Annotated in this window: 17 protein-coding genes and 1 pseudogene; 15 read left to right on the forward strand and 3 right to left on the reverse strand. The window is 63.2% G+C overall.

Going from position 1 to position 14,447, the window contains the following annotated elements; translation table 11 throughout:
• Positions 1-2: 2 nt before the first annotated feature.
• From V1286_RS01155 to V1286_RS01195, 9 genes and pseudogenes are all read left to right on the forward strand, one after another.
• Positions 3-71 (forward strand): annotated as a pseudogene (locus V1286_RS01155) (Holliday junction branch migration protein RuvA); the annotation flags it as partial.
• A 65-nt stretch (positions 72-136) separates the two neighbouring features.
• Entirely contained in the window at positions 137-679 is a 543-nt protein-coding gene (locus V1286_RS01160) for a hypothetical protein (protein ID WP_334477042.1), read from the forward strand.
• Between the two features lie 128 nt (positions 680-807).
• Positions 808-1,227 carry a cytidine deaminase gene (locus V1286_RS01165; protein ID WP_334477044.1) on the forward strand — a complete coding sequence of 140 codons (420 nt, stop codon included), beginning with the start codon at positions 808-810 and terminating at the stop codon, positions 1,225-1,227.
• Positions 1,224-2,273 carry a Holliday junction branch migration DNA helicase RuvB gene (gene ruvB / locus V1286_RS01170; RefSeq protein WP_334477046.1) on the forward strand — a complete coding sequence of 350 codons (1,050 nt, stop codon included), beginning with the start codon at positions 1,224-1,226 and terminating at the stop codon, positions 2,271-2,273. Before V1286_RS01165 ends, ruvB begins: the two co-directional genes overlap by 4 nt.
• 117 nt (positions 2,274-2,390) lie before the next feature.
• On the forward strand, positions 2,391-3,236 hold the full coding sequence (locus V1286_RS01175) for a DUF6869 domain-containing protein (RefSeq protein WP_334477048.1): 846 nt from the start codon (positions 2,391-2,393) through the stop codon (positions 3,234-3,236).
• A 94-nt stretch (positions 3,237-3,330) separates the two neighbouring features.
• Entirely contained in the window at positions 3,331-4,242 is a 912-nt protein-coding gene (locus tag V1286_RS01180; protein WP_334477050.1) for a metallophosphoesterase, read from the forward strand.
• A gap of 215 nt (positions 4,243-4,457) precedes the next feature.
• Positions 4,458-4,910 carry a tol-pal system-associated acyl-CoA thioesterase gene (gene ybgC, locus V1286_RS01185; RefSeq protein WP_334477051.1) on the forward strand — a complete coding sequence of 151 codons (453 nt, stop codon included), beginning with the start codon at positions 4,458-4,460 and terminating at the stop codon, positions 4,908-4,910.
• A gap of 68 nt (positions 4,911-4,978) precedes the next feature.
• Positions 4,979-5,446 carry a nuclear transport factor 2 family protein gene (locus V1286_RS01190; RefSeq protein WP_334477053.1) on the forward strand — a complete coding sequence of 156 codons (468 nt, stop codon included), beginning with the start codon at positions 4,979-4,981 and terminating at the stop codon, positions 5,444-5,446.
• Between the two features lie 4 nt (positions 5,447-5,450).
• On the forward strand, positions 5,451-6,017 hold the full coding sequence (locus V1286_RS01195) for a TetR/AcrR family transcriptional regulator (protein WP_334477054.1): 567 nt from the start codon (positions 5,451-5,453) through the stop codon (positions 6,015-6,017).
• A gap of 29 nt (positions 6,018-6,046) precedes the next feature.
• Here the strand turns inward: V1286_RS01195 and V1286_RS01200 are convergent, their stop codons facing one another.
• Positions 6,047-6,691 (reverse strand): glutathione binding-like protein, encoded by a 645-nt coding sequence (locus V1286_RS01200; protein WP_334477055.1) that lies wholly within the window; start codon positions 6,689-6,691, stop codon positions 6,047-6,049.
• A 109-nt stretch (positions 6,692-6,800) separates the two neighbouring features.
• Between V1286_RS01200 and V1286_RS01205 the strand changes: the two genes are divergently transcribed.
• Entirely contained in the window at positions 6,801-7,454 is a 654-nt protein-coding gene (locus V1286_RS01205) for a TetR/AcrR family transcriptional regulator (RefSeq protein ID WP_334477056.1), read from the forward strand.
• Positions 7,455-7,774: 320 nt separating this feature from the next.
• Here V1286_RS01205 and V1286_RS01210 read toward each other — a convergent pair whose 3' ends face one another.
• On the reverse strand, positions 7,775-8,926 hold the full coding sequence (locus V1286_RS01210) for a LysR family transcriptional regulator (protein ID WP_334477058.1): 1,152 nt from the start codon (positions 8,924-8,926) through the stop codon (positions 7,775-7,777).
• Between V1286_RS01210 and V1286_RS01215 the strand changes: the two genes are divergently transcribed.
• Positions 8,867-9,964 (forward strand): mandelate racemase/muconate lactonizing enzyme family protein, encoded by a 1,098-nt coding sequence (locus V1286_RS01215; protein WP_334477059.1) that lies wholly within the window; start codon positions 8,867-8,869, stop codon positions 9,962-9,964. The two genes, V1286_RS01210 and V1286_RS01215, sit on opposite strands and share 60 nt — an antisense overlap.
• Before the next feature lie 29 nt (positions 9,965-9,993).
• Positions 9,994-10,977: a Bug family tripartite tricarboxylate transporter substrate binding protein gene (locus V1286_RS01220; RefSeq protein WP_334477061.1), complete on the forward strand. Its 984-nt coding sequence runs from the start codon at positions 9,994-9,996 to the stop codon at positions 10,975-10,977.
• A 47-nt stretch (positions 10,978-11,024) separates the two neighbouring features.
• Here V1286_RS01220 and V1286_RS01225 read toward each other — a convergent pair whose 3' ends face one another.
• Positions 11,025-11,990 (reverse strand): 2-hydroxyacid dehydrogenase, encoded by a 966-nt coding sequence (locus V1286_RS01225; protein ID WP_334489479.1) that lies wholly within the window; start codon positions 11,988-11,990, stop codon positions 11,025-11,027.
• 108 nt (positions 11,991-12,098) lie between these two features.
• On the opposite strand from V1286_RS01225, the gene V1286_RS01230 reads away from it, so the two are divergent.
• The 3 genes from V1286_RS01230 (at position 12,099) to V1286_RS01240 (ending at position 14,339) form a co-directional block, all read left to right on the forward strand.
• Positions 12,099-12,398, forward strand: a complete 300-nt coding sequence (locus tag V1286_RS01230) for a hypothetical protein (RefSeq protein ID WP_334477063.1) — start codon at positions 12,099-12,101, stop codon at positions 12,396-12,398.
• Between the two features lie 304 nt (positions 12,399-12,702).
• Positions 12,703-13,071, forward strand: coding sequence for a YciI family protein (locus V1286_RS01235; RefSeq protein ID WP_108514193.1), 369 nt, complete (start codon positions 12,703-12,705; stop codon positions 13,069-13,071).
• Positions 13,068-14,339: an RNA polymerase sigma factor gene (locus V1286_RS01240; RefSeq protein ID WP_334477066.1), complete on the forward strand. Its 1,272-nt coding sequence runs from the start codon at positions 13,068-13,070 to the stop codon at positions 14,337-14,339. The genes V1286_RS01235 and V1286_RS01240 overlap by 4 nt, the downstream gene beginning before the upstream one ends.
• Positions 14,340-14,447: the final 108 nt, after the last annotated feature.

Consider the following 14,447-nt stretch of genomic DNA (forward strand, 5'->3'; position numbering starts at 1 on the left):
AGCACAGCGCGGGAGAGAATGCCGAGACCGCGCAACTGATCCGGCTAGGCTTGAAGGAATTGGCGAAGTGAGTGTGGATGCCGTAGGGTGGGCAAAGCGACTTGTCCGCCGTAGCTCAACGAGCGAAGGCGGAAGCGTGCCCACCATTCAGTGGCGCAACCGGATAGACGGTGGGCACGGCGCAAAAGCGCGCCTTTGCCCACCCTACGATCTCAAAGGAGCCGGCGAAGTGAGCGGAGCCACATTCTTCCGTGATGAAGCGGGAATGCTGTCGCCGTTCTGGCGTTCCGTGCTCATTGTCGCGATTTTTCTACTGGTCTGGCCGCCCATCTTCGGCAACGTGGGTTGGTGGATGAAGTTTGACCACGGCCCACTGCTCCTTGTTGGGGTGGCAATCATAGCGATGTGGTCCTATTTCTTAGCCCCCGCAGCACTATTCGTAGGCATCATTCATGCCGTTGCAGCTATCAGGTTTCACCATAATTCGGTATGGGTGCCTATGCTGGCAGCGGGATGTGCAGCAATCCTGATCATGTTCTCGATCTCAGCGATGGCGCCTGAACCAACGCACAACCTGCTCAATGTACCGCTCGAAGGCTACTTCATTTTTGTTGTTCCCTCACTGATTGCGTCGCTCATCTGCTGGCGTCTGACGCGGCGGTTCGCGAGGCCCGCATGACCATCCTCTCCCGCATCGTCACTCCAGGGCGACGTTCCGACGATGTCTGCGACACTGCGCAGGGCCTGAAGAAACTGACGAAATAGACTATGTTCGCCACTGGCTGACGAAGGAACGTATTCTCCACCATGCTGAGCAACAAGGACGAAGAGCTGATCGCCGCCGCCACTGACGCGATCAGCCGGCGTTATCGCAACGACTGGCAGGAGGTCGGCGCTGCGATGCGCACCCGGGACGGCCGTATCGTCACCGGCGTGAATATCGACGCCTATATCGGCCGGATCGCGGTCTGCGCCGAAGCGATCGCCATCGGCCGCGCCATCACCGAAACCGGCGACCACGGCATCGAAACCATCGTCGCCGTGCGTCACCCCAAGCCCGGGGAGCCCGGCAAGATCGCGGTGGTCTCGCCCTGCGGCATCTGTCGCGAGCTGATCCACGACTATGACGCCAACGCGCGGGTCATCGTCCCCGACAACGGCCGTGCGCCGAAAGTCGTGAGCATCGGTGAACTCCTGCCGAACAAGTACAAGCGGGGCAGCGAGTGAATCCGCCCTCCCGCATCGTTACTCCCGAGCGCCGTTCCGACGATGTCGGCGACACCGCGCTGCGTCCGCAACTGCTGTCCGAATTCGTCGGGCAGGCGCAGGCGCGCAAGAATCTCTCGATCTTCATTGAGGCCGCGCGCAAGCGGGGCGAGGCGCTGGATCACGTGCTGTTTGTCGGCCCTCCCGGCCTCGGCAAGACCACGCTGGCGCAGATTGTTGCGCGCGAGCTCGGCGTCGGCTTTCGCGCCACCTCAGGCCCGGTGATAGCAAAAGCCGGCGATCTCGCCGCGCTGCTCACCAATCTCGAAGAGCGCGATGTGCTCTTCATCGACGAAATTCATCGTCTCAGCCCGGCGGTCGAGGAAGTGCTCTATCCCGCGATGGAGGATTTTCAGCTCGACCTGATCATCGGCGAGGGACCTGCGGCGCGTTCGGTCAAGATCGAGCTGGCGAAATTCACCCTCGTCGGCGCCACCACGCGCGCCGGCCTCTTGACCAATCCGCTGCGCGATCGGTTCGGCATTCCGGTGCGGTTGAATTTCTACACCGTGGAAGAGCTGGAGAAGATCGTCACCCGCGGCGCCCGCGTGCTCAACATCGGCATGACGCCTGATGGCGCCAACGAGATCGCGCGCCGCGCCCGCGGCACGCCCCGCATTGCCGGACGACTGCTGCGCCGCGTGCGCGACTTTGCATCCGCCGCGGATGCAAGCTCCGTCGACCGCGCCATCGCCGACCACGCGCTGAGCGCGCTGGAGGTCGATGCCGCAGGCCTCGATGCCATGGACCGGCGCTATCTCACGACGATCGCGCTGAACTACGGCGGCGGCCCGGTCGGTGTCGAGACCATGGCGGCGGCGCTGTCGGAGCCGCGCGACGCCATCGAGGACATCATCGAGCCGTTCCTGATCCAGTGCGGCTATTTGCAGCGCACCCCGCGCGGCAGATTGTTGACCTCGCACGCCTTCCGCCATCTCGGCCTCGCCGAACCCGCGCGCGACCCCGCGCAGTTCGGCCTTTTCGGCAACGGCGACAGCGACGATTGATCGCTTCGAACCTGATCGTTCCAGCAATGCACTAAGGGCAAATGTCAGGCGCGCTTCCGCATCGGGTCTGCTTGCCGTGGAGTGCAACAAACTATGGGTTCGACCGAAGACGCTGACATGCTCGCTCTCATTGCGGCGGCGCCGGAACTGGCGACACCCGACGATACTGAAATCTTCCTCGACGCCATGCCGATCGCCGAGCTTGCCTCGATGTGGGGCGTGCTGCAGCGCCTGAGCCGGCGCGACCGGACGGGCGCGACCTGGTCGGCGATCCTCTATTTCGATCATCTGCCGCACAAGCGGCCGGACCGCGCGCTCGATCTCGCACTCGAAGTGCTGCGCTCCGAGGTCGACAAGCCGACGGTGATGCAGCTCAACGACAAGTTCATGCTGTCGCTGCTCTATGCGCAAGGTGCTAGCGTGATCGGACGGATCGAAGCCGAGGCGAAGCAAAATGCCGGGTTGCGCTGGCTGCTAGGCGGGATTTACTTCGGGCCCGATGAGCCCTTCAAGCGCCGCATCGAGGCGATTGCCGACAGCAAGGGCTGGCGCGCCGACGATCTCGCGCGCCGGACGCCGAAGCATCCGCTTGATTGCGAGGCCATGTCGGTGCCGGAACTGGCGGGCGCCTGGGTCGAGCAGTATTCGAAATCCGAGCGCGACCGCGATGACAATTTCTTCGCCATGATGGACTACGAGCGCGATCTGCGGGAGGAGTACCCCGATAAGGCAATCGACCTCATCGTCGAGATCCTTAAGATCGAGACCAATCCGGTGATGCTGTCGCTGCTCGCCGCCGGTCCGCTCGAGGACGTCATCAGCATGGAGACCATCGACCGCATCGAGCGCGAAGCTTGCACCAACAAGCGTTTCCACGATCTGCTCGGCGGCGTATGGTATTACCGCGCGTCCGATGAGCTGAAGGCGCGGCTGGATGCGCTGGTAGGCCAGAACCGCTGGTGAGAAGCTGCTGGAGCTCTGCTGACCATCTGCACAAACGTACCGCAATTCAGGCTCAATCCGCCACCATGTTTGCGATGCATCACGATTGGATCACATGTTAACTCGCCGTCATTTTCTGAAAGCCATGGGTGGATTGGGCGCGCTGGGCGTCTCGACCACCGCTTACGGGTTCAGTGCGCCGGTCGTCCGGCTTCGCGTCGTGCGGTACAATATCTCACCGCCGCAATGGCCGGCAGGTCTCAAGCTCAGGATCGCTGCGATCGCCGACCTCCACGCCTGCGATCCCTGGATGTCGCTCGATCACATCCAGGAGATCGTCGAGCGTACCAATGCGCTCAAGCCTGACATCGTCGTCATGCTCGGCGACTATGTGGCCGGACATCGCAAAGTGACGCGCTTCATTCCCGATGCCGAATGGGCGGCCGTGCTGGCCGGCCTGAAGGCGCCGCTTGGCGTGCACGCCGTGCTCGGCAATCACGATTGGTGGGAAGACAAGGAAGTGCAGCGCCACGGGCAGGGATTGCCGTCCGCAGGCCGAGCGCTGGAGGCTGCCGGCATTCCGGTTTACGAGAACGACGCCAAGAAACTCAGCAAGAACGGCCATTCGTTCTGGCTGGCAGGTCTCGGCGACCAGCTCGCCTATATGCCGGCGCGCCGCTTCAGGCCGCTCAAGCGCATCGGTGTCGACGATCTCGGCGCGACGCTGGCGAAGATCACCGACGATGCCCCCGTGGTTTTGATGGCGCATGAGCCCGATGTCGCCCGGCGCGTGCCTTCGCGCGTCGCGCTGCAGCTCTCCGGGCATACGCATGGCGGCCAGGTGCGGATGCTGGGCTGGTCGCCGATCTCGCCGTCCGGGCAGCAGCTCGCCTATGGTCACATCCGCATGAACTGCGACGTCGTGGTCTCCGGCGGCCTCGGCTGCAGCATCATGCCGTTCCGTCTCGGGGTGCCGCCCGAAATCGTGCTGGTGACGCTGGGCGCGGCAAGGCCGGCGGTGGCGTAGTTTTGTTGATCGCCGTACCGGTTTCGCGACCTGTGCATTCGGCGCCAAAGCTGTTAGTCTGCCCTCATGGATTTACCGGCTGAACAAGCTAGGAAGCTCGCTGTGCTCAAGAGCCTTGTCGAAAAGGGCTTGGCTGACGAGGAAGCTGGTCGCGTTGTGCCGTGGGATTTGAAAGAATTTCTCAAGCGCGCTCACGAGCAATTAAATCGATCGAAATGACTTCCTCCCTCGACGGCGAGATCCGTGACGGCCGCCATCACATGCAGGTGCGCGTCTATTACGAGGACACCGATTTCTCCGGCATCGTCTACCACGCCAACTACCTGCGCTTCATGGAGCGCGGGCGCACCAATCATCTCCGTCTCATGGGCGCGTCGCAGCATGCGCTGTTCGAACAGGCGCAGGAGGAGACGCCGGGCTTTGCCTTCGTGGTGCGCTCGATGCAGCTCGATTTCCTGCGCCCCGCGCGCATGGACGACGTGCTCGACGTCGTGACATGGCCGATCGCGGTGAAGGGTGCCTCGATCACGCTGGCGCAGGAGGTGCGGCGCGGCGACGAGGTGCTGATCAAGGCCGCGGTGCGCGTTGCCTTCATCAGCGAGGGCCGGGCGAAGCCGATCCCGAAATCGCTGCGGCAATTGATGAAGGCCGATCTCGCGCCGGATTGATCTTTCCGGATTGACTCTGTGTACCGATCGGTACAATGATCTCAGGATCGCCAATCCGGAGAAGCCTCATGTCGCGTCCGCCGCTGCCGCCCTTCACCCGCGAAACCGCCGCCCAGAAGGCGCGCATGGCGGAAGACGCCTGGAATTCGCGCGATCCGGTCAAGGTGTCGCTCGCCTATACCGAGGACAGCCGCTGGCGTAACCGCGCCGAATTCTTTGAAGGACGCGATGCGATCGTCAAATTCCTTACCCGCAAATGGGCTAGGGAATACGACTATCGCCTGATCAAGGATCTCTGGGCGTTCGATCAAAACCGCATTGCCGTGCGCTTCCAGTATGAGTGGCACGACGAGGCCGGGCAGTGGCATCGCTCCTACGGCAACGAGCAATGGGAGTTCGACGAACACGGCCTGATGCGGCGGCGCGAGGCCAGCATCAACGATATCGCCATCAAGGAAAGCGAGCGCCGCTTCCACTGGCCGGCCCCAGGGCCGCGCCCGGCCGATGTCGCGGGCCTAGGCGATAACCCGCTGTGACGCCATGCTGAAGAAGGGCGTCGAGCGCAGGCAAGTGTTGCGCGCGCTCGGCGAGGTGTTTCGCGCGCATGGCTATGAAGGCGCCTCGCTGACGCTGATCACGGAGGCCACCGGGCTCGGCAAGGGCAGCCTCTATCACCTGTTCTCCGGCGGCAAGGAGCAGATGGCCACCGAGGTGCTGGCCGACATCGACGGCTGGTTCGAGCTCAACATCTATGCGCCGTTGCGCGAAGCTGACGACCCCGCGCGCGCGATCGCCGCGATGATCGCGGGCGTCGACCAGTATTTTCATTCCGGCGATCGCGTCTGTCTGGTCGGCCTGGTCGCGCTCGGGGCGGCGCGCGATACGTTTGCCGAAGCGGTCGATAGCTATTTTGCCCGCTGGCAGGTCGCGCTGGCGCAGCTCTTGCGGCGATCCGGATTGAGCAGGAGCCAGGCGCAGCGGCGCGCGGAGGATGCGCTGCTCACCATTCAGGGTGCGCTGGTGCTGGCGCGGGCGCGCAACGACGCCGGAATCTTTCGTCGGGCGCTGAGTGATCTGACGGCGCGGTTGCTCGCGCCGCCAGTATGAGTTACTCGCTCCATCCGGGCGACGCCTGCTTACGCCGCAGCCTTATGCCGCGCGAGTTCGGCCTTGTACAACTCGAACTCCTCGGCGGACGCTTTCGCGATGCTGGGGCGGGCGCGCAGCCGTTCGTAATAGGCCTTCACGTTGGGCCATTTCGCCAGCTCGATCGGAGGCGTCGCCATCGTCCAGTTGATGATGGTGACGAGGTAGGCATCGGCCACGCTGAAATGATCGAGCAGGAATTCGCGGCCCTTCAGGTAGTTATCGAGATAGTCGAGCCGCGAGAGGTTCTTGGTCAGCGCGTAGGTCTTGGCGTCCTGCGGCGCCGTCTTGTCGAGCAGCGGCACGAACAGCGCCTTGTGCAGCTCGGTGCCGATGAAGCAGAGCCATTGATGCAGGCGGCTGCGCTCCTCCGCAGATTCTGCCGAGATGCCGGCGCTGGGAAAACGATCGGCGACATATTGCAGGATCGCGGCGTTCTCGGTCAGCACCGTCCCATCGTCGGTGCGCAGCGTCGGCACCAGCCCGAGCGGGTTGACCGCGCGGAAATCCGAGCCGTCCTTCTGCACCACCTTGGTCTTGGGATCGACCTCGAGATAGTTGGCCTCTGCGCCGGCTTCATACAGCGCAATCCGTGTCGCCAGTGAGCAGGCGAGCGGCGAAAAATACAGATCCATGGTTTGCCTCCTTGGCGGTTGATCAATCGGGCCGGCGCTCAGGGCGGGCAGGGATTGATTTTTATACTGTTCCGCATAATATAAGCGTGGTCAAGGAATTTATTGCGAAATGGTACAAAAAAGTAAAAAGCCGCCCGTGACGAAGATCGACGATCCCGTGGCGCCCAGGCGCCGCGGCCGGCCGCGCGCCTACCAGCCGGACGTCGCGCTCGGCAAGGCGCTCGATCTGTTCCGCAAGGATGGCTTCGCGGCGACCTCGCTGGACGATCTCTCTGCCGCCACCGGCATGAACCGGCCGAGCCTTTACGGCGCGTTCGGCGACAAGCGCGAACTGTTCATCAAGAGCTACCGCCGCTATCGCGAGGACGCGCGCGCGGCCATGGGCGACGTCTTCCGCGACGAGCTGCCGGTCCGCCGGCGGCTGGAGCGGATCTATGCGGTGGCGCTCGACATTTATCTTTCCGGGGAATCCGGTCCGCGCGGCTGCTTCACGGTGATGACCGCGGCCTCCGAGGCGGTGCACGATCCCGATATTCGCGCCATGGTGCTGGAAGGCTTTACCGAACTCGACAAGGCCTTTGCGGCCTGTTTCCGGCTCGCCAAGGAGAAGGGCGAGCTATCCAACAGCGCCGATCCGGTCGTGCTGGCGCAACTCGCCTCCGCCACCATTCACACTATCGCGATCCGCGCCCGCGCCAGGACGCCGCGCAAGGAGCTGGAGGCGATCGTGAACGGCGCGCTCGATGTGATGCTCGGGGCCTAGTTCCGCTTGCTCCCCTTTCGTGTCCCGGCCTTGAGCCGAGGCCCAAGCCCCCCGCGATTTCACTTTAGCGAAGTGGCAGTCCCCTTCCAAAGCGATCATGTCCGGTTGGCTATAGGTCTCGGCTCAAGGCCGGGACACGATCTTTTCGGGACGATCTTTCTTTTCTGATCGCTGTCGGTTTCCGGTTTCCTCGCTCGTCTTCATGACGTTGTCCTAAATCAGGAGCTTAGACATGGCCGACCCCGTCCAGATCGTCACCCCTCATCTCGTCGTCCGCGACGCGTCCTCCAGCGTTGTGTCCGGGCTGGGAAGCGCCAACCTTACGAATTCTTTTCGCTGACGGCCCGGGATATCGTGACGCTTTCGGCGGTATCGGCGCAACTATCCTGGGTTTTTATGACGTCACTCAGAGTGTCGATAAAATCGCGGGTCAACCGAGACTGCAGCAGGTGGCGCGGTCGGACGAGCCTGCCCATTACCTTGACGGAAGGATGGAACGGCCGCATGACCAGATCTGCTGCCGGCATCCCCATCGTTCCGAGCCCGTCCAATAACGCCAGACCTGCACCGGCTCGCACCAGCGCGCATGCGACTGTGGACTGTGATACCTCGATTGCAGTCTTCAACGGGACGTCTGCATCTGCAAAAACGCGTACGGCGAGGATTCCCAAAGGGAGCTGCCTGCTCAGACATATCAACCTTTCATGCTCGAGATCAGCGGGCACGACATGAAGCGTTGACGCCAACGGATGCGTGCGCGGCATGACGCATCCGAAGTCGGTGGCCCAGAGATCGCTCACAGACACGCCCGGCGCCGCGATGGAATCGATGACGAACCCCAGATCTGCCTGGTGATTGGCGACGTGCGTGGCGACTTGCAGCGCGCTCATCGACTGAAGCGTGACAACGACATCAGGCCGCGATTTGCAGAATGTTGCGACGGCCTTCGGAAGCAACGCATTTGCGAAGGCCGAAATCGCCGCGATATTGAGCCCGCCCGCGCGCCCCGCTCCGAGGTCGGCAGCGCGCTTCTGGACGACATCGAGGGCAGCGAACGCCCTGACTGTTTCCGAAAACAACGACTGGGCCTCCGGCGTTGCCAGCAATCGCTTCCTCCGGCGCAAAAATAGCGAGAATCCGAGCCGTCGTTCCGCCTGCTGGAGGGTCCGGCTGACGGCCGGTTGGGAAATATGAAGTGCCTCGGCGGCCGCGGTAACGGTGCCCAGCTCCATAACGCGGCGAAAGACCTCCAACTCCCGAACGCTCAACATCATAACCCCAAGACATGATTGGTGCAGCTTTTGGTATTTTGAACACATGCATCTTGCGACGACAATCGCTTCGGACGGCCAACCAGGCCGTATTTGCCGGCCTCGTCGAAGGGCAAGCCGGATCGTCGAAGGTTCCATTCCATGAGCGCACCAACGATCGCGGCAATCACGGCATTCGCGCTGCGAATTCCATTTGACCATTGGGGGCCGTCACCGGCCTTCGCAGGCCAGCCACGCACCACGCTCGATACCGTTCTGGTACGGGTCACGACCGATCGTGGCACGGTGGGCTGGGGCGAAGCCTATGGCGGCTTTTGGTCGGCGGTCGTTCCGGCGATCGACCAATGGGTCGCTCCACTGGCGATTGGCCAGAAAGTCGACGATGTGGAGTTGCCGGCGCGGATTGAGCGAACTCTGCATAATCTGGGTCGCGCGGGCGCCACCATTCACGCCATCAGCGGTCTCGACATCGCTCTATGGGACATCCGAGGCAAACTTGCCGGAGTGCCGGTTGCGACTTTGCTTGGCGGTCGCAGGCGCGATCGCATTGGGGTTTATGCGTCCCTGCTGCAGTACAATGGCGACCTGGATCGGGTTCGGCGCATCGTCGACCGCGCGCTCGGTGACGGTTTTCAACAGATCAAATTGCACGAGCGCACGGCCGAAGCGGTCGCAGCGGCCCGCGACGTCGCGGGGCCGAACGTGCCGTTGATGGTCGATACCAATTGTGCGTGGTTGCCCGCGGATGCAGCCGATGCTGTTACCGAAATGGCGCCTTCCGATCTTCTGTGGATCGAAGAACCGATCTGGCCGCCGGAAGATTTCGCATCGCTAGCCGCGCTGAGGCATACGACTGGCGTTGCGACCGCCATCGGAGAGAACGCCGGCAATGCTCTCGATTTCAAAAAAATGCTCGCAGATGATTGCGTCGACTATGTTCAACCCAGCGTGATCAAGATCGGCGGCCTTACACCGCTCTGGCGGATCTGCACCGAGTCGGAAGCGGCCGGAGCAACTTGCGTCCCCCACTCGCCATTCTTCGGCCCGGGCTATCTCGCGACGATCCAGGTGCTGGCAGCCAAGGAGCAAGCGAGCGCCCTGGAACGATTTTATTGCGATCTTGCCTTCGATCCCTGCGGCAGCTTCGCGCCGATTGCGGACGGTTTTATCGATATTCCCGATGGGCCGGGTCTCGGCGGCGATCCGGATATGGACCTCATCGATCAATATCGCGCCTGACGACTGACCAGAAACCAGGACACGAAATCATGATCCGTATAGATCGACGCTCTCTTTTGACCGGCTTGACATCCGTCGCGGCGACATCGCTCGCTGGACGACGCGCACAGGCGCAACAATATCCGCAGCGTCCCATCCGTGTCGTCGTCCCTTACGCCGCCGGCGGCGCATCGGACATCGTCGCACGCCTCGTCGCCGGTGCGATGGGCGAGAAGCTCGGCCAATCGCTCTTTATCGACAACCGGGGAGGCGGTGCGAGCATCATCGGTACCCAGGCGATTGCGACTGCCGCGCCCGACGGCTACACGATCGGCGTCGTCGACAGCGCATTCACGATCAATCCCAGCCTATTCGGGAACAAACTGCCGTACGATACGAAAAAGAATTTCACGCCGGTATCCCTGCTGGCCCGCACCTCTTTGCTGCTGGTGGTTTCGGAATCTCTTCCAGTCAGCAACGTAAAGGAGCTGATCGCACTCGCCAAGTCGAAGCCCGGCACGCTGAGCATGGCGACCGCCGGCCTCGGCACGGCTGTTCATCTCGGCTGTGAACAATTCCGGCAGGAAACCGGCATCGACGTTGTCCCGGTGCCTTATCGCGGCGGAGGCCCATCCATTATTGATCTGCTCGGCGGGAAGGTTGATTTCACTTTCAGTACGATCCCCGCCGTTCTCGAGCATGTTCGCGACGGCAAGTTGCGGGCGTTGGGAAGCACGACGGGACGGATCCCGCAACTGCCCGACGTGCCCAGCATGGCAGAGGCCGGTCTGCCGAAGATAGACGCAGCGCCCGACTTTGGAATCGTTGCACCTGCCAGTTTGCCGGAAGCCATCGTCACTCGACTCGGCATGGTGGCACAGGCCGCACTAAAATCCGGCGACCTGCGCCGGCGTCTCGACGAGATCGGCTACGAACCAATCGGTTCCACACCGCAGCAATACATGGCCCATATCGATACTTCGATTGAGAAATGGCGCCACGTCGTCACTGCTGGCAACATCAAACCTGAATGAGGCTGGGCTCCAGCCGCCATGCAGCACCGGCAGAGACGACCAAATCATCAATACCCCCGGTTGCGATCCACCACATTCTCCAGCGCGTCGCCCGCCTCGAAGCGCGCGATCTGCTGCGCGACGTATTTGGATATCTCGTCGGCATCGGTATCCGCGGCGTTGTGCGGGGTCAGCACCACTTTTGGGTGGGTCCAGAACGGGCTGTCCACGGGCAGCGGCTCGGTGGCGTAGACGTCGAGCGAGGCGCCACCGAGCGTGCCGTCATCGAGGCATTGCAGGATGTCGGCCTCGTTCTGCAAGCCCCCGCGGCCGGCATTGATCAGCACCGGCGCGCCGAGCGGGCTCGTGCGGTTCAGCTTTTCAAACAGCGCGCGGTTGAGAATGTGCCGCGTCTCCGGCGTCAGCGGCAGCAGGCAGACCAGGATGTCGGTCTGTCGCAGGAACGCGTCGAACTGCGCTTCGCCGTGAAAGCAATCGATGCCGTTGATGGCCCTGGGACTGCGGCTCCAGCCGGAAACGCGAAAACCGAGACGCTTGAGCGCATCGGCCGCATCAGCCCCGAGCATGCCCAGCCCCATGACGCCGACCGAGATCGCGCTCGCCGCCCATTGCAATTTCGGCGCCCAGCGCTTGGCGCGCTGCGACTCCCGCAAGTAAAGCTCCTGCCGGTGGTGCATCAGCACGTGCAGCACGACATATTCCGTCATCCGCGCGGTGAGATCGGTGACGGCCACGCGCACCAGCGTTACGTCGGGCAATGAGCGGTCCGCCATCAGCGCATCGACACCGGCGCCCAGGTTGAAGATGACACGCAGATTGGGGAAGGCGGCAAGCTCGCCCGGACGCGGCTTCCACACCGCGGCGTAATGCACCTCGGCCGGATCGAACGAGGTATCGGGCACCAGCAGCACGCGGCGGTCCGGGCAGACGTCGTCGAACCGGCTTTTCCAGCGTCGCGGCGACCAGTTTTCAGTCCCGCCATGCACCAGGATAGCGAGCGCACCTTTGTTCACTGTCATTCTCTCAGTTGTCCCTTTCGCATCGTCACCGGCGTGACTTCCATCACTTAATCGATCGAACCGCTTCTCTAGCCTCCTTTCATCCAACAAGGGAGACTTCAAGTGCGCAAACTGGTCCTCATCGCTGCTTTCGCTCTCGCTTCCGTCTCGGCGCAGGCCGCTGAACGCATCGATCGGGTGCCAGCTGGCGACGATGCGCCGGCGGTATCTGCGACGCCCGTTGCCGCGCCGCCCGCCGCGCCATCTGCCACCGTTGACGCCGCGAAGCCGCAAGCCTCCAGGAAGCTGGCCTCCAGGAAGCAAGCCTTCAGGAAGCAGACCTCCCGCTCCGGGACGACCCGGCGCCAGACCGACGAGCAAAAGGCGCGCCAAATCGCCGCGCAGTATGGCATCTCCTGGTGATTCAGGCGGTCATCATCGCGGTGGTGGTGCTTTCGCTGGCGCTTTGCTGGCGAAACTGTCTCCGCGACGCTGGCACGACGAGGCGCGAGGCCCGCAGGACCAGGATGAAGATCATCCTTCTGGTCCTCGCCGTATGCGGCCTTTGTTCCAAGGCGGTCGTCCACACCTACCGGCACTTCAATCCGCCACCGCCGCCGATCATCGGTCCCTGACCGGCGGCGGAACATTTTCAAAATTTCTTCGACGCCTCTGTCGGCTAAAGGCATAATCGTTCGTCATCAAGACAACGGAGATGCTTGGTCCCATGCTTTACGCCATCCTTTGCTATCACGACGAGGACACCGTCGGTTCCTGGACCAAGGAACAGGACGCCGCGGTCATGAAGAAGCTTGCCGTCGTGCAGGACAAACTGACCAAACAGGGCCGGCTCGGCCCGGTGGCGCGGCTGCTGCCGACCACATCGGCGGCCACGCTGCGCAAGGACGATCCGCCGCTGGTGCTGGACGGCCCCTATGCCGAAACCAAGGAACAGTTGCTCGGCTTCTATCTCGTCGACTGCAAGAACCTCGATGAGGCGCTCGATGTCGCCCGCGACCTCGGCGCGGCCAATCCCGGCGGCGCTTACGAGATCCGCCCCGTCGGCCAGTTTGTGCCGGGGAGCGTGCAGCCATGACCGACGCCGCCTGGATCGATGCCGCGCTGACCTCGGCTCGCCCCCAGGCGGTCGGCGCGTTGCTGCGCTATTTCCGCAATCTCGACACCGCCGAGGAGGCGTTTCAGAACGCCTGCCTCCGTGCGCTGAAGAGCTGGCCGCAGAACGGTCCGCCGCGCGATCCCGCGGCGTGGCTGATCATGGTCGGGCGCAATGTCGCGATCGACGATATCAGGCGGAGCAAGAAGCAGGAGGCCTTGCCCGAGGACGAGGCGATTTCCGATCTCGATGACGCCGAGGAACAGCTTGCCGAGCGTCTCGACGGGTCGCACTACCGCGACGACATCCTGCGGCTGTTGTTCATCTGCTGCCATCCGGATCTGCCGGCGACCCAGCAGATCGCGCTCGCGCTGCGCATCGTCTCAGGGCTGACGGTCAAGCAGATCGCGCGCGCCTTCCTGGTCTCGGAAGCCGCGATGGAGCAGCGCATCACGCGGGCCAAGGCGCGCGTCGCCGACGCCGACGTGCCGTTCGAAACGCCGGGCGCGGTGGAACGCTCTGAACGCCTCACCTCCGTCGCCGCCATGATCTACCTGATCTTCAACGAGGGCTATTCGGCCTCGGGCGATACCGCCGAGATCCGCGCGCCGTTGTGCGAGGAGGCGATTCGTCTGGCCCGGCTGTTGCTGCGGCTGTTCCAGAGCGAGCCCGAGATCATGGGGCTGACCGCGCTGCTGCTGATACAGCACGCGCGCGCTGCGGCCCGCTTCGATGCGGATGGCGCGGTGATCCTGCTCGACGATCAGGACCGTTCAAAGTGGAATAAGTCTCTCATCGCCGAGGGGCTGGCGCTGATCGACAAGGCGATGCGCCATCGCCGCAGCGGGCCTTATCAAGTGCAGGCCGCGATCGCGGCGCTGCATGCCCGCGCCGAAAAGCCCGAAGATACCGACTGGACCCAGATCGACCTGCTCTATGGCGCGCTCGAAATCATGCAGCCGTCGCCGGTGGTGACGCTGAACCGCGCGGTCGCCGTATCCAAGGTGAAGGGACCGCAGGCCGGGCTCGACATGATCGAGCCGTTGGCGCCGCGGCTGTCGAACTATTTTCATTTCTTCGGCGTGCGCGGCGCCTTCCTGATGCAGCTCGGCCGCAACGACGAAGCCCGCACGGCCTTCGACCGCGCCATTGCGCTCGCAAACACCTCGGCCGAAGCCGCCCACATCCGCATGCATCTCGACCGCCTCCAGCGCGACAGCCAGCCCCGCGGCAAAAAAGCGGGGAAGTAGCTTCTCCCTTCTCCCCTTGCTTCCTTCTCCCCTTGTGGGAGAAGGTGGCGCGAAGCGCCGGATGAGGGGTTCTCCCCGCGGATGCAAACCCCTCATCCGTCTCGAATG

It is taken from the genome of Bradyrhizobium algeriense (genome assembly GCF_036924595.1).
GTDB lineage: Bacteria > Pseudomonadota > Alphaproteobacteria > Rhizobiales > Xanthobacteraceae > Bradyrhizobium > Bradyrhizobium algeriense.